The organism is Micromonospora matsumotoense, from assembly GCF_900091525.1.
In the GTDB taxonomy this organism is placed as follows: domain Bacteria; phylum Actinomycetota; class Actinomycetes; order Mycobacteriales; family Micromonosporaceae; genus Micromonospora; species Micromonospora matsumotoensis.
Genome location: NZ_FMCU01000003.1, coordinates 36,556 through 56,711 on the forward strand (window position 1 = coordinate 36,556; position 20,156 = coordinate 56,711).

Genomic DNA, 20,156 nt, shown 5'->3' on the forward strand with positions numbered 1-20,156 from the left:
CGACCGTCACGCTGCGTTCACGCAGTGGTCACGTCATCGCGGTTGGCGGCGATCCACCGGTCGATCCGGTCCCACCAGTCGAAGAGCCAGTCGATGCGCTCCTGGCGGCCGGTCGGGACGTCCTCCGGGGGCACCGACCAGAACCGCATCACGATCCGTTTGTCCATCGGCAGTTCCCGCCAGACGTCGGCGACGGTGAGCATCCGGTCCAGGCCGGTGTGCGCCACGAAGATCACTCCGGCCTCGGGGGCGGCCTCCAGGGCGGCGAGCACCCCGCCGGGCTGCGGGGCGAGCACGTGCTGCATCCGCTCGGCGCGCAGCGCCATCCGCTCCAGCCCAAGCGAGCGAAGCCGGTCGATGGCCCGCAGGCGTCGGCCGGGGGTGAAGTTGCCACCCTCCGGGAAGATCACGAAGGCGTCGTCGTCGTCCAGGCCGGTGGCGAGGTGGCCGATCTGCCGGACCGCCGAGTCCCGGCCGTCACCGGCGGCGATGAAGCGGTTGGGCAGGCGGTTGAGCAGGACGTCGATCGCCGGGTCCCACTGGAGCGCCTCCTTGAGCACGATCCGGGGCTCCCGCTGGAACCAGTTGACCAGGGAGTGGATCAGGATGAACGAGTCACCCGGGCCGGCGTGCCGACAGAGCACCAGCTCCGGCCGGCCGGGCAGCGCGGTGTCCGGGTCGGTGCCGACCACGTCGATGCTCAGCCGCAGCGTCCACCGGGCCTGCCAGAACAGTGCCCGGAGGAACCAGCCGGCGAGCACGTAGTGCGCCCGTTGGAAGGCCGGCGACCGCTTCCACCGGCCGAACCCCGAGGCCAGCCAGAGCACGAAGAGGGCGATCAGCGCGGCGGCGTCCCACAGCAGATAGACGCAGCCGATCCAGAGCAGCCGCAACGGACGCAGCCGGCCCGGCACGAACGGCGACACGGCCAGCGCGAGCAGCGCCCAGGCCGGCACGGTGGTCAGCACCGTGACCGCGAGCAGGATCACCCCGGGCGCGAACAGCAGCCGGCGTACCCACCGTGGGGGTAACGGCATCAGCGGTCCAGGGTCGCCAGGTAGTGCCGGGAGGCGGTGTAGGCGCGGCTGATCCGCCGCCCCACCGCCGCCATGTCCCGGTACGCCCAGGGGCTGTCGTCGCGCGGCTCCGACCCACCCGTCGGCAACACGTGCACCCGTACCCCCTCGGGCAGGGCGGCCATCTCCCGGGCGAACCGGTGCCGGCGGGCGATCTCGAACGCGACCTGGGCGATCTCCCAGGGCCGTCGGGGCGGCGTCAACTCCCGCTCGATCCGCCCCACCTGGAGGACGAAGATCTGCGTCGCGCCGACCGCGACCGCCTCGCCGATCGGGATCGAGTTGACGATCCCGCCGTCGATGTAGTGCTGACCGTCGATCTGCGCCGGTGGCAGCAGCCCCGGCACGGAGGCGGAGGCGAGCACCGCCGGCACCAGCGGTCCGGTGTGGAACCAGTGTTCGGCGGCCCGCTCGATGTTGGCCGCGCAGCAGCGGAACGGGACCTTCAGGTCGGCGAAGGTGGTCTGTGCCCCCAACTCCCCCTCCAGCAGCTTGCGCAGCGGCCGGGGCGAGTGCAGGTGGGTACGGGCGGCGAACCGGCGCAGTTGCCGGGCGACCGAGTCGCCGTACACCTCGCTCGCCTCCGGTGAGGCCCACAGGCGTACCAGCCGGTCGGTGACCGCCTCGGACGGGTCGGCGGCGACCAGTGCGCCGTTGACCGCGCCGATCGAGGTGCCGAGCACGACGTCGGGGCGGATCCGGGCCCGGAACAGGGCACGCAGCATGCCCACCTCGACCGCGCCGAGCACTCCCCCGCCGCCGAGCACGAACGCCACCGGACCGCCACTCATGTCGTTCATCCTGGCACGCCGCCGCCCGTGCCTGCGGCGCAGCCGCTGGTCACCGCGGCGACCCCGCACCGGTGGCGGCGGGCGAAACCACCACTGCGGAGGGTGAGTGGGCAAATGGACAACCGTTGACAGGGGGGACACATTCCCGCAACCTGACACCACCCCGAACCCCAGGCAGGTGCGAACACTGATGGCAGCCCTGAACGCCGGTAGGTTGCTGGCCCGCAGGTACCGGCTACTCGACAGGATCGGGGCCGGCGGGATGTCGGTGATCTGGCGGGCCCGCGACGAGGTGCTGGACCGGGTCGTCGCAATCAAGGTGCTCGCGCCGTCACTGGCGGCCGACGCCCGCTTCCGGGACATGGTCCGCGAGGAGGCCCGTTCCGCCGCCCAACTGGTCCACCCGCACGTGACCTCGGTGCACGACTACGGCGAGGCGCTCGCCCCGGACGGCGAGATCACCTCGTTCGTGGTGATGGAGCTGCTCACCGGCGAGGAGCTGGAACACCGGCTGTCCGAGGGACCGCTGCCCTGGCCGGAGGCGGTCGAGGTGGGCGCCCAGGTGGCCGAGGCGCTGGCGGCGGCGCACCGGCTCGGCATCGTGCACCGGGACATCACCCCGGCGAACGTGATGATGACCCGGACCGGCGCGAAGGTGCTCGACTTCGGCATCGCCACCCAGATCGGCACCCCCGACGACGACGAGGACGGGGGCACCTTCGGCACCCCGGCGTACGTGGCCCCGGAACGGCTGGACGGGGCGCCGGCCCAGCCGTCGACCGACGTCTACTCCCTGGGCGTGCTGCTCTTCGAGACGTTGACCGGCCAGCCGCCGTACCCGGCGGAGACCTGGGAACAGCTCGCCGACGCGATCGTCGACGAGACACCGCCGTCGCTGGACGGCGTACCGGGGCTGCCCCCGGTGGTGGTGGACATCTGCCTGCGCTGCCTGGCCCGGGACCCGCACGAGCGGCCGACCGCGCACCAGGTCGCCACCGCGCTGCGGGACCAGTTGCTGCCGGGTGATCCGCAGGCGGCCACCATGCTCGCCCCGACGGTCACCCTGCCCGCGCTCGCCACAGCGGGAGCCGACGCCACCGGCACGGGTGCCCGGACCACCGCCACCGGCCGGGTCACGGCGGACGCCGGGACCGGCCCGGCGTCCGGCGTCGGCACGGCGACCGGCATCGGCACGGCGACCGGCATCGGCACGGCGTCCGGCGTCGGCACGGCGTCCGGCACCGCAGCGGTCCCCGGCGGCGCGGCCGGCGACGGCACCGGCGCCGGACGGGTCGGTGCCGTCGGCACCGCGGGAGGCGCGACGACGGGCGACGGCACGGCAGGCGGCAGACCGGCAACGGACCGGCCCGCAGCGAACGGCGGCGCAGGAAGTGACGGCGCAGGCGGCGGACCCGACGAGCCGCAGCTGCCGCCGTCGCGCCGGCCGCTGGTGGCGGTGGGCGCCCTGGTGGTGTTCACCGTCGCGGCGGTCCTCCTGCTCGCGCCACTTCTGGAGCCGGGGACCCACACCCCGCCGACCGCCCGGCAGACCGAGGCCCCGGCGACCGAGCCGTCGCCGCCGCGCACCCAGCCGCCGGCGGACCCCACCTCGGCACCGGCCCCCAGGAGGGCCACCACGACGCCCACACCGCCCCGCCCACAGCCCACCCCCACCTCCCCGGGCGGTGGGCAGGGCGGTGGCGGGCTGACCGAGGCGGCCGACCGGATGCGCCAGCTGATCGACGACGGGGTCCGCACCGGCGAGGTCCGCGAGGACGTCGGCCTGGACCTGCGCAACGTGCTCGCCAACCTGACCCGGGCCGCCGCCGAGGGCCAGTCCGACGTGCCCGCGCAGGCCGCCGCGCTCCGCGACAAGGTCACCCGCCGGATCGACGAGGGCGGCATCACCACGGCGTACGGCCGACAGCTCGACACCGCCGCCCGGGAACTGGCCGCGGCCACCACCTGACGGCCTGAGCCGGCACGGCCCGCCGCCCGCTGCGCAGACCCGCCGCCCGGTCCAGCGGGTGCGCAGTGGAACCGGCCGACGCACGGTTCAGCGGGTGTGCAGTGGAACCGGCCGACGCACGGGCGGGGCCACCCCGAGCGCGACGGCGCGATAGATCGCCTCGTAGCCGCGCGCCATCCGCTCGGTGGAGAAGTTGTCGGCCACGTGGGTGATGCAGGCCGCCGGGTCGAGCCGGACCACCTCGCGCAGCGCCGCGGGCAGCTCCTCGGCACGGTCGCGGACCAGCCCGGTCACCCCGTCGACCACCACCTCCGGCACCGCGCCCCGGCGCAGCGCCACCACCGGTGTGCCGGTCGCCATGGCCTCCACCATCACCATGCCGAACGGCTCCTCCCACTGGATCGGCATGATCAGACAGCGGGCGTCGACCAGCAACCGCAGGGTCGCCTCCCGGTCGGCATTCATGATCACGTTGACGTCGTCGCCCAGCATCGGCTGGACCACCTCGGCGAAGTAGTGGTGCTCGGCGGGCTCGTTGCACTTGCCGGCCAGGGTGAGCGGCAGGCCGGCCGCCCGGCAGGCCCGGATCGCCGTGTCGGGGCCCTTGTCCGGGCTGAACCGGGCCAGCCAGAGCACCGGGCCCCGCCCGGGTCCCCGCTTGGCCGGCACGTCCCGGCTGTTGAGGGCGTTGTGCACCGTACCCACCCAGGGCAGTCCGGGGTTGGCCCGCCGTTGGGCGTGGGAGATCGCCACCAGGCCCACCCCGTGGTCGGTGTCGCTGAGCACCGCGCCGTACTCGCCGACCGGGTTGCCGTGCACGGTGGCCACGGTGGGCACCGCACGCCGGCCGGCGACCAGCGGCCCGATCGTGGTGTGGTCGTGGATCACGTCGAAGTCGGCAGCGGAGATCAACTGGTTGGCCCGCGCCAGATGGGCCAGCTCCGGCAGCGACTCACCGAGCCGGTCGTACTGCACCTCGTCGATGGTGGAGACGAAGTCGGCGGCGGTGCCGTGCTGCCGGCCCGCGCCGAAGAGCGTCACCTCGTGGCCGTGCCCGGCCAGCGTGTCCACCAGCCCGTGCACCACCTGCTCCAGCCCGCCGTAGCCGGGCGGCGGCACCGACAGCCAGGGCGGAACGAGCATCGCGATCCGCAGTGGCGGCCCGGACGGTGAGCGTTCCGACGAGCGGTGGGTCACTGCCACGAATCCTCCCCCGTTGTCCCGATACGGAACCTCGTCCCGACCCGGGATCGGTGGCGGTTTCCCGCTGGCCGGACGGTCAAACGCACCCCGGTCGGGTGGGCCCGTCCGGGGTGCGTACGGCGGCGGGCGGCGGAGCCAACCCCCTTGGCTCCACCGCCCGCCGCCCGGAGGAGGTAGGTCTGAGAACTATGACGTCTCGGCGAGCGTCACGGTTGCCGTCGCCTCGACACCATTTCGCTTGTAGGTCACCTGGACCCGGTCACCGACCTTGCCGGCCTGCACCGCGCCGACCAGGTCGTTGGAGTCGTTGATCGCCTTGTCCCCGAACTTGGTGATCACGTCGCCCCGCTGGATGCCGGCCTTCTCGGCGGCGCTGCCCCCGGTGACGGCGGCCACCAGGGCACCGCCGTCCTCGGCCGCGTTGACGCTGACGCCGAGGGACGGGTGGCTGATCTTCTCGCCCCGCTGGAGCTTCTCGGCGACGTTCTTGGCCTTGTTGCTCGGGATGGCGAAGCCGACCCCGATGTTGCCGGTGCTGCCCTGCCCGGCGGTGGCGATGGCGGTGTTGATGCCGATCACCTCACCGCGGGTGTTGACCAGCGCGCCACCGGAGTTGCCCGGGTTGATCGGGGCGTCGGTCTGGAGCAGGCCGGAGATCGAACTGGCGCCACCCTGCGGGGCCTGCTGCGGGCTGTTGCCACTGCCGGCCTGGATGGTGCGGTCCCGGGCGCTGAGGATGCCGGCCGTCACCGAACCCTGCAGACCGAGCGGGCTGCCCAGGGCGAGCACCTGGTCGCCCACCTGCATGGCGTCGCTGTCGCCGAACTTCGCCGCCTTGAGGTTGTCGAGACCGCTGGTCTGGACCACCGCGAGATCGGTCTTCGGGTCGGTTCCGACGATCTTGGCCGGGGCGGACTTGCCGTTGGCGAAGACCACCCGGACGGTGTCGCCGGAGGCGGACGCGACCACGTGGTTGTTGGTCAGCACGAAGCCGTCGGCGCTGAGGATCACGCCCGACCCCTCGCCGTTGTCGGTCATGATCGAGACCACGCTGTCCTGCACCGACGCCGCGATCTTCGGCAGGTCGGCGCTGTTGATCACCGGCGCGGCCGAGTAGTTGCGGGTGATGCCGCCCCGGTCGCCGTCGACCGCCAGGGCGAGCGCCCCGCCGGCCACGCCGGAGCCGAGCATCAGGGCGAAGACCGCCACCCCCGCGCCGACGAACTTGGCCACCTTGCCGGCCTGCGGCGCCGGGCCGGACGCCCACGGCGGGACCGGCTGGCCGGGCTGCTGCGGCCCGCCCGGACCACCGGGGCCGGCCGACCCCGGGTAGCCGGCGGACGACTGCCCCGGATAACCACCGGACGACTGTCCCGCGAGGGCCGTGCCGTGCTGGCCGGGGTAACCCGCACCACCGGGCTGACCGCCGACGGCGGAGCCGGGCTGACCGCCGACGGCGGAGCCGGGCTGACCGCCGACGGCGGAGCCGGGCTGACCGGGGTAGCCCGCGGGCTGGGCACCCGCGCCGGGCTGGCCCGGGGTGCCGGGGCGGTGCTGGCCGGGGTGACCGCCGGCCCAACCGGACTGCTGCTGGCCGGGCTGCTGGTAACCGGCCGACGGGTACTGGCCCGCCTGCGGGTGACCCGGATAGCCGGTGGACGCCGGATACCCGGGCCGGTAGCCCTGGTCTCCGGAGGCCGCGCCGGCCTGGTACGGCGACTGCGGGTACGGGCTGGCAGAGGGCGGGGCGTACGACGAGGACGGCGGTGCGTACGACGACGACGGCGACGCGTACGACGATCCGGGGTGGGACGCGCCGGCCGGCGCCCCCGCGGTGCCGGCGGGGTCGCCCGGAGAGGCGGTGGTGTCGGACTCGCCGCGCTCGACGCGGGACGGCTCGGCGGAGGGGTGCGACGGCTCGGCGTCGGTGGCAGCCGGCCGACGCTGCGGGTCGGTCTCGAACTCGGTCATGCCCCTAGTTTTCCCCGTGCCACTGTCACCAGCCTGGAACCCCCCTGGAAGTTTTCTGAAAGTCACTCCGGGGCCGGTGGTGGATCACTCGCCGTCGCCGTCGGACTCGGGCAGCAGCGGCAGCCGGACCCGGAAGGTCGCCCCACCGCCGGGCGTCTCGTCCACCTCCACCGTGCCCTGGTGCGCGGTGACCAGCGCGGCGACGATGGCCAGTCCCAGCCCGGTGCTGGTGATCCCGCTGGCCCGGCGGGTCCGGGCCGCATCGGCCCGGTAGAAGCGCTCGAAGACCCGCTCGGCCTGCTCCGGCGCGAGTCCCGGCCCGCTGTCGGCGACCTCCACCACGGCCAGGTTCCCGGCCTCGGAGCGCAGCCGCAGGGTCACCGACGCCTCTGCCGGGGTGTGGGTCAACGCGTTGGTCATCAGGTTGCCGATCACCTGCCGCAGCCGGGCGTCGTCGGCGTGCACCACCAGCGGGCCGGAGCCCGGCGCGATCTCCAGTTCGATGCGCCGTTCCGGAGCGACCACCCGGGCCGCCTCGACCGCCTCGGAGGCGAGCACCGGCAGCTCCACGGGGGCCAGCGACAGCGGGCGCTCCCGGTCCAGCCGGGCGAGCAGCAGCAGGTCCTCCACCAGCAGGCCCATCCGGGCCGCTTCGTCCTCGATGCGACGCAGCAGGTCGGCGGTCTGCTCCGGGGCACGGGCGGCACCCTGCCGGTACAGTTCGGCGAAGCCCCGGATGGTGGTCAACGGGGTGCGTAGCTCGTGGGAGGCGTCCGCGACGAACTGCCGCATCCGCTCCTCCGACCGTCGGGCGCGGGCCTCGGACTCCAGGGCGGCGTGCGCCGCGTCCCGGGCGCCGGCCTCCGCCGTACGGGCGGCCATCTCCGACGCCGCGCGGGCGGTGAAGGCGGTCTCGATCTGGGCCAGCATCGCGTTCAACGCCCGGGAGAGCCGGCCCAACTCGGAGGTGGCGCACTCCTGCCCGTCCTCCGGGTCGGGCACCCGGCGGGTCAGGTCGCCGCCGGCGATCGCGGCGGCGGTGCGTTCGATCTCCATCAGTGGTTTCAGGCTGGTCCGCACGATGGCCGCGCCGACCGAGGCGAGCAGGATCAGCACCGCCCCGCCGACCAGCATGTCTATCCAGATCAACCGCTTGACGGCCAGGTCGACGTCGGTGAGGTGCTGCCCGACGGCGAGCACCCGACCGTCGGACAGTTCCCGATAGAGCATCCGCCACCGTTCCCGGCCGTCCTGGGAGCGGACCGTGAACGGCTCGCCCTCCTCGGCCCGGAAACCGGGCAGGTCCGCCGGGACCGGGGGAAGGTCGTCCGGTTCGAGCGCCCGGTCGTACCCGATGAAACGGGTGGAGTCCTCCCCGGCGAGCGCGACGACGTAGTCGGTGGGCAGGGCGGCCTTGGCCCGTCCGCTCTCCAGGTCCGGCAGCACCCGGCCGACCTGGACGCTGGCCGACTGCAACTCGCCGTCGACCTGCCCGATCAGGTACTCGCGCAGGAAATAGGTGGTCAGCGAACTGATCACCACGAGGGCGACGGCGACCAGGGTGAGGACCGCCGCAACCAGCTTGACCCGCAGCGGGATGCTTCGGATCCGCCCTTTCGCCTCGTCGAGCGGGCTCACGCCGCCGGCTTGCGCAGGACGTAGCCCACGCCGCGCAGGGTGTGGATCAGACGGGGCTGGGTGTTGTCCACCTTGCGGCGCAGGTAGGAGATGTAGGACTCGACGATGTTGTCGTCGCCCCGGAAGTCGTAGTTCCAGACGTGGTCGAGGATCTGCGCCTTGGACAGCACCCGGTTGGCGTTGAGCATCAGGTAACGCAGCAGCTTGAACTCGGTCGGCGAGAGCTGCACCCGCTGGCCGGCGCGGTGCACCTCGTGGGTCTCCTCGTCCAGCTCCAGATCGGCGAAGGTGAGCCGGGACGGGGCCTGCTCGCCGGTCGCGGTGCGTCGCAGCACCGCCCGGATGCGGGCGGTCAACTCCTCCAGGCTGAACGGCTTGGTGACGTAGTCGTCGCCGCCCAGGGTGAGCCCACGGATCTTGTCGTCGGTGGCGTCCCGGGCGGTCAGGAACACCACCGGGGTACGCGTGCCGCCCTCGCGGAGCATCCGGATGACCTCGAAGCCGTCCAGGTCGGGCAGCATCACGTCGAGCACGACCAGATCGGGGCGGTGGTCCTTGGCCGCGTGCAGGGCCGCGCTGCCGCTGGTGGCGGTCGCCACGTCGAACCCCGCGAAGCGGAGGCTGGCGGAGAGCAGTTCGAGGATGTTGGGGTCGTCCTCGACGACGAGCAGTCGCGCCTCAGTCTGGGTAGCGGCCATGCTGGCCATCATCCGTGATGTCGCTGCGCCAGCGCTGGATGGTTCCTGCAAAATCCCTGTGAAGCCGGGTGCGGCTGTCAGCGCAGCAGCCGGCGCAGCCCGTCCAGCGCGCCGTCGAGGACCCGGATCGCGGTACGCAGCTGAACGTCGCTGAGCCGCCCGGCCCGGACCAACGCGCCGACCTCGACGGTGAACTCGGCCAGCCGCTGGTCGAACTCGGCCAGCAGAGGGGACCCGCCCGGAGCGGGGGCCGCCGGGCGGGGCGTCGGGGCGGGTGCCGGCCGGTCCCAGCGGGTCTGCCGGGTCTGCCGGGTGGCCTCGCGCAGTTCGCGCTTGAGGTCGCGCACCGAGCCGCGTACCTCGGTCTGGATCTCCCCGGCCAGCGCGGACAGATCCTCCACCGAGGCGGTGATGTCGGATTCCAGGGTGGTCACCTCGTCGGCCCGCTGGCGCAGCTCGGCCCGGCCGGCCTCGGTGATCTCGTAGACCTTGCGGCCACCGGCGGCGGTGTGGGTGACCAGACCGTCGGCCTCCAGCCGTTGCAGCCGGGGATAGATGGTGCCGGCGCTGGGCGCGTACAGGCCGAGGAAACGCTCCTCCAGCAGTCGGATCAGCTCGTAGCCGTGCTTGGGCCCGTCGTCGAGCAGCCGGAGCAGATAGAGCCGCAGCCGCCCGTGACTGAACACGGCGGTCACGGCAGCTCCTCCTGGTCGGCGTCCACCGGCCGGGCGAGCAGCGCGATGCTGCCGGACGTCGCGGACGCCCAGAGCTTACCCTCGCCCGCGCCGAGCACCCCGCGGCTGTCCTTGACCGGGCCGACACCGACGCCGCCGTCGACCTGGGGGAAAGCGCTGGTGATCCGGCCGGAGGTGGTGTGCAGGTGGACGGAGAGGTCGCTGTCCTCGCGGACCCGGACGGTGATCGGCCCGGAGATGGTGGTGAGTCGGATCTCGCTGCGCCGGGGGTTGTCCAGGTCGCAGGTGATCGCCCCGGAGACGGTGTTGGCGTGCACCCGGCCGGCCGCGCTCTCGGCGAGGGTCACCTCGCCGGAGACCGTGTCCAGGGCGAGGTCGCCGGTGACGCCGAGCGCCTCGACGGGGCCGGAGACGATCCGCGCGTTGGTGCGCCCGGCCAGGCCCATCAGGGTGATCTGCCCGGAGGTGACGTTGACGGTGGTGTCGTTGACCAGCCCGGAGGCGACCAGCGACCCGCTGACCAGGTGCAGGTTGGCCAGGACGTCAGCCGGGACGGCGATGGACACCTCGGCGCGGAACCGGCGACCGAGCTGCCCGAGCCACCACAGGAACCCGGGCCAGCGCGGTTGGCGCTCGTGCCGGACCCGGAGCACGCCGTCGTGGTGTTCGACGATGACCGGCCGGCTGCTGATCCGGGTGACGTCGACCCGGACCGGGCCGTCGGTGCCGACCACGTTGAGCCGCCCGGTGATCAGCCGGACGTCGAGCCGGGTGACCGGCCCCTCGATGGTGAGTTGTTGCGGTCTGTCGACCGTCCAGGTGGTCATGACGTCTCCCTCCGGTGGGTCACGGCCGGCAGCCGTGCCACTTCACGGAGGAAGCGTAACGCGATACATCGCGATAGAACAAGACTGTCGCGAGTCGTGGAGCCGACCCGCGCGCCGGCGTCGTGATCCACTCGCCCAACGCCTCGCCCCACCTTGATCCACTCACTTGGGCCGATCTTGCGGTAACCAGTCACCCGGGATAGCGCAACATCGGCCCCGCTGAGTGGATCAGGCTGGCGACCACGCCGGCCGGGGGTTCGGTCATCCCGGTCGGCGGGTGGTCCGGGTGGATTTCGCCAGGCGGTCCTGACCGACCAACGCTCAAAGGACCCCTCGGCGCGATGCCGAGCGGTCCTCTGGTGTATCTGCCAGGCGACCTGACCCACAGTCAGCCGAGGCGTCCCCACTCCGGCGGACGAGTATTCCTGTCCGTCATATTCATGCCGCAGCGTCATACCACCCACCCCCCAGAACGGGCCGTCCTGCCCACGCCCGACAACGGGCGGACCTGCCGTCCCGCCCACGGGCACACCACCACCAGATCGCCGCCTCGATGACGTGATCCACTCATCTGGGTCGATGTTGCGGTAACCGGCCGCCAGGACACCGCAACAACGGCCCACCCGAGTGGATCCTGCCGTCGAAGCGGCCCTCGGGTGAGACGGGTCAGGCGGCCAGGCCGAGGCCCGTCCCGGCGGCCGGCGCGGACGCGGACCCCGGCGGGGCCACCACGGGCACGGCGGCCAGGGTGGGACGGCCGGCGACCGGGCGGGGCGGGAGCAGGTGCACGGCCGACTCGGCGGCCCGGGCCAGCAGCCGGCGGTCCGCGCCGGGGGCCGGGTGCAGGGCGGCGGTCACCACGACGTCCACCACCAGGTCCCGGGCGGCCAGCACCCGGCACACCGAGCGCCACAGGGTCTCGTCGCCGAGGAAGGCAGCGGTGGTGGTCGTCGCCCCGGTGGCAGCAGAGCGGTAGCTGATCCGGAGCGGCACCACCGGCGCCCCGGCGTCGATCGCCGCCTGGAAGGCCGCCGGCCGGAATCCTCGGCGCGGCCGGCAACCGGCCGAGGGGGCGACGCCGCACCAGGTCGTACCCTCGGGGAAGACCGCGACCGGGTGACCGGCCCGCAGGGTGGTCGCGAGCCGGCCCACCGTGCGGGGCAGGTCCCGGGGTCGCGACCGGTCCACGAACAGCGCGCCCCCGGCGCGGGCCAGCAGCCCGAGCACCGGCCAGTTCCGCACCTCCCGCTTGGCCAGCAGTCGGGCCGGCGCGACCGCCAGCACCGCGAGGATGTCCAGCCAGGAGACGTGGTTGGCGACCAGCAACGCCCGCCGTCGGGGCAGCCGCCCGCGGACCGCCAGCCGCACCCCGAGCGCCCCGGCGGTCCCCCGGGCCCAGCCCCGGACCACCGCCGCCCGCTCCGCCACCGGCAACACCGGCAGCAGTACGACCAGACCGGCCCCGACCAGCATCATGCCGAGCAGGCCCAGCAGCCGGGCCGCCCGCCGGCCGAGGGACACCTCCGCCCGCCGCGCTCCCGGCAGGCAGTCCGGGCCACAGCCGGCGGTCGGCCGCCACAACTCGGCGCTCACTGTGCCACCCCGCCCAGGAAGTGCCGCAGGTAGCGCGGGTTCATCCGGTTCAGCGAAAAGAGGACGTAGAAGTCGGCGCAGCGGAACTCCGGATCGTAGGCCGGCTCACCGGCGATCCACGCGCCGAGCCGCAGGTAGCCGCGCAGCAGTGGCGGGACCACCGCCCGCCCGGCCGGGCCACCGGTGGCGACCTCCGGCGTCACCGCAGCCGGCTCGGCGAACCAGGGCCGCAACGGGCGGACCCGCAGCGGCGGGGGTGCCAGGTGACCGGCCCGGCTCAGCGCCCACGCCTCGGCGACGGCCCGACCGCCGTCGTCGACCGGTACGGAGGCGCAGCCGCCCAGCCAGTTGGAGCCGCGCAGGTGCAGGTAGCGGGTCAGCCCCGCCCACATCAGATTGATCACCGCGCCGGAGCGGTGGTCCGGGTGGACGCAGGAGCGGCCGGTCTCGACCAGCAGGTCACGCAGGGGGTCCAGCGCGGTCAGGTCGAACTCGCCGGCGGCGTACCGGCGGTCGGTGCGGCCCGGTGGCAGCAGCCGGTAGGTGCCGACCACCTCGCCGGTCCGCTCCTCGCGGACGATCAGGTGGTCGCAGTGGACGTCGAGGTCGTCGGCGTCCAGTCCGGCGACGCCGGGACGCAGGGTCGCGCCGAGTTCGGTGGCGAACACCTCGTGGCGCAGGCGTTGCGCTGCCGCGACCTGGGTCGGGTCGTCGGCGATCAGCAGGGTGTATCCACTGGTCGTCAGGGATGCGCCAGCGGCATGCAGAACAGCCATGGGACCTGTGTAGGGGGCCCGGGTTGCCGGCCCCCCGGAGACGGGTGTCGATCCGGTGAACGCCGGTCGGCGGGCCGTCCCCCACCGTGACCTGCGGGACGGACGCGACCGCCGGGCCGGCAGGGGCCACCGGGCCGCGGGGTACGGGTGGGCCGCCACCGCGTTTCGTGGGGCGGGCGGGGCGTGCGAGGCTGCCTGCGGGCACCCGGCCACCCGGGCCGGACGGACGAAGCGGCGGAGCGGCGATGATCATCGAATCCCGGTACAACGGCCCGCCCGGCTCGGGCAACGGCGGCTGGAGCGCCGGGGTCTTCGCCGGGGCGTACGGCGTGGACCGGCCGGTCGAGGTGACGCTGCGTCGCCCGCCGCCGCTGGACACCCCGCTCACCCTCACCGACGGCGACGTGTACGACCCCGACGGGCACCTGGTCGCCGAGGTACGCCCGGCCGGCGACCTGCCCGCCCCGGTCCCCCCGGTCGACCCGGCGACCGCGCGTGCCGCCTCGGCCGGCTACCCGGGTCTGGTGGACCACCCCTTTCCCGGCTGTTACGTCTGCGGCCCGGACCACCCGGACGGGCTGCGGATCTTTCCCGGCCGGCTGCCCGACGGCCGGACCGCCGCGTCGTGGCGGGCGCCGCAGCGGGTGACCGCGCCGACCGCCTGGGCGGCGCTGGACTGCCCCGGGGGTTGGGCGGTGATCGCTCCCGGCCGGCCGTACGTGCTGGGCCGGATCGCCGTGGCGCTCGACGCGCTGCCCGAGCCGGGTGAGGAGTGCGTGGTCACCGGTAGGGTGATCACCGCGGAGGGGCGTCTGGCGGTGGTGCACACCAGTCTCTACGGCAGCGCCGGTGGACTGCTCGGCCGGGCCCGCGCCACCTGGGTGGCGTTGCCGCCCGAGTCTCGTCCCTGAGGACGACCGCCTCCTGCCTGAGACGGAGTACGACTTACCGACCCGGGCTGATGGCATATCTTGACCAGGCTTGCCAGGCTGGTCAGCGGCGCATTCCGCAACGGCGCCGCAGAATGCGGCGCGCGACGCGCCGCCGCACGGGAGGAGAACGATGTCCGACGGGCAGTGGAGCCCCAGCACCGGCCAGATCGTCGTGTCCGGACTGACCAAGCAGTACAAGAACGTACGGGCGGTCGACAACCTGTCCTTCACGGTCGAGGCCGGTCGGGTGACCGGCTTCCTCGGCCCGAACGGCGCGGGTAAGACGACCACCCTGCGGATGCTGCTGAACCTGGTCACCCCGACCGGTGGCACGGCGACCATCGGCGGCCAGCGGTACGCCGACCTGACCGACCCGCTGCGGCACGTGGGCGCGGTGCTGGAGGCTTCCAGCGCGCACAAGGGCCGCACCGGCATCAACCACCTGCGGGTGATCTGTGCGGCGGCCGGCCTGCCGAAGAGCCGCGCCGACGAGGCGTTGGCCCTGGTCGGGCTCACCCCGGCGGCGAAGCGCAAGTTCAAGGGTTACTCGCTGGGCATGAAGCAGCGGCTCGGTATCGCCGCCGCGATGCTGGGTGACCCCCGGGTGCTGATCCTCGACGAGCCGGCCAACGGTCTCGACCCGGAGGGCATCCGCTGGATGCGTGGCTTCCTCAAGGGCCTGGCCCACGAGGGGCGCACCGTGCTGGTCTCCAGCCACCTGCTGTCCGAGATGCAGCTGCTCGCCGACGACGTGGTGATCATCGCAGCCGGCAAGTTGATCCGGCAGGGTCCGGTCGAGCAGGTGCTCGGCTCGATGTCGCAGGGCGGCCGGGTGCGGGTGCGCACCCCGCAGGCCGAGGAGTTGACCGTGGCGCTGCGCGAGCAGTCCGCGACGGTGGAGACCGACGAGCACGGCGTGCTGCTGGTCAGCGGGGTGGACGCGCCGGCGATCGGCCGGGTCGCGCTGGCGGCAAAGGTCGAGCTGCACGAACTGACCCCGGAACGACCCGACCTGGAACGGGTCTTCCTGGAGCTGACGGCCGGGAAGGCGGGCATCCGATGAACCTGGTCCGATCCGAGCTGTTGAAGATCCGTACCACCAGCACCTGGTGGATCTTCGGGCTGATCACGCTGCCGTTGTGGGCGCTCACCGCCCTGATCAACTGGTTGCAGACCGACGCGCTGGCCAACAACAACTTCGGCGACGTGCCGGCCGACCAGGCCGACCAGATCCAGGCCGTGCAGTCGGTGGACAGCCTGGCCGCCAACGTCTACACCAACGGGCAGTTCTTCGGGCTGATGATCGTGATGCTGCTCGGCATCATCGTGGTGACCAGCGAGTTCTTCCACCAGACGGTCACCACCACCTTCCTCACCGTGCCGCACCGGACGGCGGTGATGCTGGCCAAGCTGGCCGCCGCGGCCATTCTGGCCGTGCTGTTCTGGCTGGTCACCACCGTGTTCAACCTGATCCTCGGGGCACTGGTGATGAGCAGCGTCGACCTGGGCTCCCAGCTCGGCAGCGGCGCGGTCTGGCGGGCCACCGCGCTCAACGGCCTGGCGTACCTGCTCTGGTCGGTGCTCGGGGTCGGGATCGGGGTGCTGATCCGCAGCCAGATCGGCGCCACGGTCACCGGCATCCTGCTCTACCTGGGCGGTGCGGTCGGCGCGGCCATCGCGATCAGCATCCTGGCCGCCCGGTGGGGCGACTGGATCAACGACCTGCAGGTGCTGGTGCCGTCGCTGGCGTCGTCGCTGATGGTCAGCGGGGCCGAGATCCCGGGCAACCCGCCCCGCTGGGCGGGCGCGGTGGTCCTGATCGGGTACGCGGTGGTGGCCGGCGCGATCGGCACGCTCACCATGCGGCGGCGGGACATCTCCTGACCGACCGCTCTCCGGCGGGCCCGGCCCGGCGCGACGACTGTCGCGCCGGGCCGTTCCGGCTCTCGGAGGGGTGCCGTCGCCCCGACCGCTCCGCTCCGGAGCCGATGGAACACGAAGAGCTGATTGACTAACTGCATGTTCTGTGAAACAGGCCACCCATCCGAGGTGGAAATGCCTATCGTATTCTCACGGCGTAGCCTGGAAGCCGTCTCCCGTCCCTCCACACTTCCGAACGACGGCGGACACCGCGTGACACACAAACCCGCGTGAAAGAGGCGATTACCGGCCGTGTCGACCCAGCAGACTTCGCAGGAGAACCCACTGGCGGGTTTCGGCCCGAACGAGTGGATCGTCGAGGAGATGTACCAGCGCTACCTCGCCGACCCATCAAGCGTCGACTCGGCCTGGCACGACTTCTTCACCGACTATCGACCCGCCCCGGGTGCCGCGACCCCGCGCCCGGCCGACGGCAAGGCCGCGACACCGGAACCGGCCGCGCCGCGGGAACCGGCCGCCGCCGCGAAGGCCGCCCCGGCCGCGAAGACGCCGACGCCCGCGAAGGCCCCGACGGCCGACGCCAAGCCGACCGCCACCGCGAAGCCGGCCACCGCTCCGAAGCCCGCCACCAAGCCGGCGGCGACCGACAAGGCCGCCCCGGCCAAGCCGGCGGCGAAGGCGCCGACGGCCAGCGGCGCGGGCACCACGCCGCTGCGCGGGGTGGCCGCCCGGATCGTGCAGAACATGGACGCCTCGCTGTCCGTGCCGACCGCCACCAGCGTGCGCGCGGTGCCGGCCAAGCTGCTGGTGGACAACCGCATCGTGATCAACAACCACCTCGCCCGGGGGCGTGGTGGCAAGGTCAGCTTCACCCACCTGATCGGGTACGCGCTGGTCCGCGCCGTGGTCGAGCACCCGGAGCTGAACAACTCCTTCGCCGAGGTCGACGGCAAGCCGGCGATGGTCCGCCCGGAGCACGTCAACCTAGGTATCGCCATCGACCTGACCAAGCCCGACGGCTCCCGCAACCTGGTGGTGCCGTCCATCAAGGGCTGCGAGCAGATGGACTTCCGGCAGTTCTGGCAGGCGTACGAGGACGTGGTCCGGCGGGCCCGCCGCAACGAGCTGACCATGGAGGACCACGGCGGTACGACGATCTCGCTGACCAACCCGGGCGGAATCGGCACGGTCCACTCGATCCCTCGGCTGATGCAGGGGCAGAGCGCGATCATCGGGGTCGGCGCGATGGAGTACCCGGCGCCGTACCAGGGGATGAGCGAGGCGACCCTGGCCGAGCTTGCGGTCAGCAAGATCATCACGCTGACCAGCACGTACGACCACCGGATCATCCAGGGCGCGCAGTCCGGCGAGTTCCTCAAGGTGATGCACGAGCTGCTGCTCGGCGAGCACGGCTTCTACGACGAGGTCTTCACCTCGCTGCGCATCCCGTACGAGCCGGTGCGCTGGATGCGGGACGTGGCCGTCGACTCCGAAGGCCAGATCAACAAGACCGCGCGGGTGCACGAGCTGATCCACGCCTACCGGGTGCGGGGCCACCTGATGGCCGACACCGACCCGCTGGAATTCACCATCCGCAAGCACCCCGACCTGGACGTCCTCCAGCACGGGCTGACCCTGTGGGACCTGGACCGGACCTTCCCGGTCAACGGCTTCGCCGGCAAGCAGCGGATGAAGCTGCGCGAGATCCTCGGGGTGCTGCGCGACTCGTACTGCCGTCGGCTCGGCATCGAGTACATGCACATCCAGGACCCGGAGGAGCGGCGCTGGATCCAGGAGCGGATCGAGCGGCGCTACGAGAAGCCGGCCGCCGACGAGCAGAAGCACGTGCTCAACCGGCTCAACGCCGCCGAGGCGTTCGAGACCTTCCTGCAGACCAAGTACGTCGGCCAGAAGCGGTTCTCGCTGGAGGGCGGCGAGTCGCTGATCCCCCTGCTCGGCGAGGTGCTGGAGGCGTCCGCCGAGGACGGGCTGGACGAGGTCGTGATCGGCATGGCCCACCGGGGCCGGCTCAACGTGCTCGCCAACATCGTCGGCAAGCCGTACGAGAAGATCTTCTCGGAGTTCGAGGGTCACCTGGACCCGCGCTCCACCCAGGGCTCCGGCGACGTGAAATACCACCTGGGGCAGAACGGCAAGTTCACCACCCCGGGCGGCGACCACTCGGTCAAGGTCTCCCTGGTGGCGAACCCGTCGCACCTGGAGGCGGTGGACCCGGTGCTGGAGGGCATCGTCCGGGCCAAGCAGGACCGGATCGACCTCAAGCTGGAGGGCTACACCGTGCTGCCGCTGGCGGTGCACGGTGACGCCGCCTTCGCCGGGCAGGGCGTGGTCGCCGAGACGCTCAACCTGTCCCAGCTGCGCGGTTACCGCACCGGCGGCACCGTGCACGTGGTGGTCAACAACCAGGTCGGTTTCACCACCGCCCCGGAGTACAGCCGGTCCAGCCTCTACAGCACCGACGTGGCCCGGATGATCCAGGCGCCGATCTTCCACGTCAACGGCGACGACCCGGAGACGGTGGTCCGGGTCGCCCGGCTGGCCTTCGAGTACCGGCAGGCGTTCAACAAGGACGTCGTGATCGACATGGTCTGCTACCGCCGGCGTGGACACAACGAGGGCGACGACCCGTCGATGTCCAACCCGCAGATGTACAAGATCATCGACTCGAAGCGCTCGGTCCGCAAGCTCTACACCGAGGAGCTGATCGGCCGGGGCGACATCACCGTCGAGGACGCCGAGGAGTTGCTGCGCGACTACCAGTCGCAGCTGGAGCGGGTCTTCAAGGCCACCCGCGACGCCGCCACCACCCCCCGCCAGGCCGGTCGGCCGCGCCGGGAGGACGAGCAGGAGCCGCAGGTGGCGACCGCCACCGACGCCGCCGTGGTCAAGGCCATCGGCGAGGCGCATGTCAACCTGCCGGAGGGCTTCACCCCGCACAAGCGCATCCAGCAGTTGCTCGACCGGCGGGCCCGGATGTCCGCCGAGGGCAACATCGACTGGGGGTACGGCGAGATCATCGCGTTCGGCTCGCTGCTGCACGACGGGGTCACCGTCCGGCTCGCCGGGCAGGACTCCCGTCGGGGCACCTTCGTCCAGCGGCACGCCTCGATCGTCGACGCGAAGACCGGCGACGACTACCTGCCGCTCAAGACGCTCACCGCCGACGGCGAGCGGTCCCGGTTCTTCGTGCACGACTCCCTGCTGAGCGAGTACGCCGCGATGGGCTTCGAGTACGGCTACTCGGTGGAGAACGTCAACGCGCTGGTCGCCTGGGAGGCGCAGTTCGGTGACTTCGTCAACGGCGCCCAGTCGGTGATCGACGAGTTCATCTCCTCCGGCGAGGTGAAGTGGGGCCAGCGCTCCGCGGTCACCCTGCTGCTGCCGCACGGCCACGAGGGGCAGGGCCCGGACCACACCTCCGGGCGTCCGGAGCGGTTCCTCCAGATGTGCGCCGAGGACAACATGCGGGTGGCCATCCCGACCACCCCGGCGAACTACTTCCACCTGCTGCGTCGGCAGGCGCTGTCGCCCAAGCGCAAGCCGCTGGTGGTGTTCACGCCCAAGTCGCTGCTGCGGCACAAGCTCTGCGTCAGCCCGGTGGAGGACTTCACCACCGGCACCTTCGCCCCGGTGCTGGCCGACACCGCCGCGCCTGCGCCGGAGCAGGTCAAGCGGGTGCTGCTCTGCTCGGGCAAGGTCTACTACGACCTGTTCTCCGCCCGCGCCGAGCGGGGCGTCACCGACACCGCGATCACCCGGATCGAGCAGCTCTACCCGCTGCCGGTCCAGGAGATCCGCGACGCGCTCGCGGCGTACCCGAACGCGGAGGACTTCGCCTGGGTGCAGGAGGAGCCGGCCAACCAGGGGGCGTGGAGCTTCGTCGCGCTCAACCTGCTGGAGCACCTGGCCGACGTCCGGCTGCGCCGCATCTCCCGCCCCGCCGCCGCCGCACCGGCGGTCGGCTCGGCCAAGATGCACGAGGTGGAGCAGACCGGGCTGATCGACGCCGCTCTCCCCCGCCCCTGACCCGACCATCCCGACCCATCCGGCCCGCCCCTGTCAGGGGGCGGGCCGGGCCCGTCAGC

The 20,156-nt window shown here is 72.7% G+C and carries 15 protein-coding genes; 5 read left to right on the top strand and 10 right to left on the bottom strand.

Annotated features, from left to right (window positions below):
* Positions 1-17 precede the first annotated feature (17 nt).
* Together GA0070216_RS07205 and GA0070216_RS07210 are read right to left on the bottom strand one after the other, a co-directional pair.
* Positions 18-1,037 (bottom strand): 1-acyl-sn-glycerol-3-phosphate acyltransferase, encoded by a 1,020-nt coding sequence (locus tag GA0070216_RS07205; RefSeq protein ID WP_091241124.1) that lies wholly within the window; start codon positions 1,035-1,037, stop codon positions 18-20.
* A complete protein-coding gene (locus tag GA0070216_RS07210) occupies positions 1,037-1,867 on the bottom strand; it encodes a patatin-like phospholipase family protein (protein WP_091241126.1) in 831 nt (276 codons plus the stop codon). Before GA0070216_RS07210 ends, GA0070216_RS07205 begins: the two co-directional genes overlap by 1 nt.
* Positions 1,868-2,057: 190 nt before the next feature.
* Here GA0070216_RS07210 and GA0070216_RS35325 point away from each other — a divergent pair, with 190 nt between their 5' ends.
* A complete protein-coding gene (locus GA0070216_RS35325; protein WP_245722357.1) occupies positions 2,058-3,836 on the top strand; it encodes a serine/threonine-protein kinase in 1,779 nt (592 codons plus the stop codon).
* 87 nt (positions 3,837-3,923) lie between these two features.
* Here the strand turns inward: GA0070216_RS35325 and GA0070216_RS07225 are convergent, their stop codons facing one another.
* The 8 genes from GA0070216_RS07225 to GA0070216_RS07260 form a co-directional block, all read right to left on the bottom strand.
* Positions 3,924-5,033, bottom strand: coding sequence for a glycosyltransferase family 4 protein (locus GA0070216_RS07225; RefSeq protein WP_425413141.1), 1,110 nt, complete (start codon positions 5,031-5,033; stop codon positions 3,924-3,926).
* 192 nt (positions 5,034-5,225) lie between these two features.
* Positions 5,226-7,010 carry a S1C family serine protease gene (locus tag GA0070216_RS07230; RefSeq protein WP_091241134.1) on the bottom strand — a complete coding sequence of 595 codons (1,785 nt, stop codon included), beginning with the start codon at positions 7,008-7,010 and terminating at the stop codon, positions 5,226-5,228.
* An 84-nt stretch (positions 7,011-7,094) separates the two neighbouring features.
* Positions 7,095-8,648, bottom strand: coding sequence for a sensor histidine kinase (locus GA0070216_RS07235; protein ID WP_091241137.1), 1,554 nt, complete (start codon positions 8,646-8,648; stop codon positions 7,095-7,097).
* On the bottom strand, positions 8,645-9,346 hold the full coding sequence (locus GA0070216_RS07240; RefSeq protein ID WP_091068807.1) for a response regulator transcription factor: 702 nt from the start codon (positions 9,344-9,346) through the stop codon (positions 8,645-8,647). Before GA0070216_RS07240 ends, GA0070216_RS07235 begins: the two co-directional genes overlap by 4 nt.
* 77 nt (positions 9,347-9,423) lie before the next feature.
* Positions 9,424-10,041, bottom strand: a complete 618-nt coding sequence (locus GA0070216_RS07245) for a PadR family transcriptional regulator (protein ID WP_091241140.1) — start codon at positions 10,039-10,041, stop codon at positions 9,424-9,426.
* The gene (locus tag GA0070216_RS07250) at positions 10,038-10,868 is read right to left on the bottom strand and encodes a DUF4097 family beta strand repeat-containing protein (RefSeq protein ID WP_091241144.1); all 831 of its coding nucleotides are present in this window, start codon (positions 10,866-10,868) and stop codon (positions 10,038-10,040) included. Before GA0070216_RS07250 ends, GA0070216_RS07245 begins: the two co-directional genes overlap by 4 nt.
* 666 nt (positions 10,869-11,534) lie before the next feature.
* Positions 11,535-12,461, bottom strand: coding sequence for a lysophospholipid acyltransferase family protein (locus GA0070216_RS07255; RefSeq protein WP_091241148.1), 927 nt, complete (start codon positions 12,459-12,461; stop codon positions 11,535-11,537).
* Complete coding sequence (locus tag GA0070216_RS07260) at positions 12,458-13,237, bottom strand: GNAT family N-acetyltransferase (RefSeq protein ID WP_091241151.1); 780 nt, start codon at positions 13,235-13,237, stop codon at positions 12,458-12,460. Before GA0070216_RS07260 ends, GA0070216_RS07255 begins: the two co-directional genes overlap by 4 nt.
* Positions 13,238-13,482: 245 nt before the next feature.
* Here GA0070216_RS07260 and GA0070216_RS07265 point away from each other — a divergent pair, with 245 nt between their 5' ends.
* The 4 genes from GA0070216_RS07265 (at position 13,483) to GA0070216_RS07280 (ending at position 20,097) form a co-directional block, all read left to right on the top strand.
* Positions 13,483-14,148, top strand: a complete 666-nt coding sequence (locus GA0070216_RS07265; RefSeq protein ID WP_091241155.1) for a hypothetical protein — start codon at positions 13,483-13,485, stop codon at positions 14,146-14,148.
* A gap of 151 nt (positions 14,149-14,299) precedes the next feature.
* On the top strand, positions 14,300-15,232 hold the full coding sequence (locus GA0070216_RS07270) for an ABC transporter ATP-binding protein (protein ID WP_091241159.1): 933 nt from the start codon (positions 14,300-14,302) through the stop codon (positions 15,230-15,232).
* Entirely contained in the window at positions 15,229-16,053 is an 825-nt protein-coding gene (locus GA0070216_RS07275) for an ABC transporter permease (protein ID WP_091241163.1), read from the top strand. The genes GA0070216_RS07270 and GA0070216_RS07275 overlap by 4 nt, the downstream gene beginning before the upstream one ends.
* 288 nt (positions 16,054-16,341) lie before the next feature.
* Positions 16,342-20,097, top strand: a complete 3,756-nt coding sequence (locus GA0070216_RS07280; RefSeq protein ID WP_091241167.1) for a multifunctional oxoglutarate decarboxylase/oxoglutarate dehydrogenase thiamine pyrophosphate-binding subunit/dihydrolipoyllysine-residue succinyltransferase subunit — start codon at positions 16,342-16,344, stop codon at positions 20,095-20,097.
* Positions 20,098-20,156 lie beyond the last annotated feature (59 nt).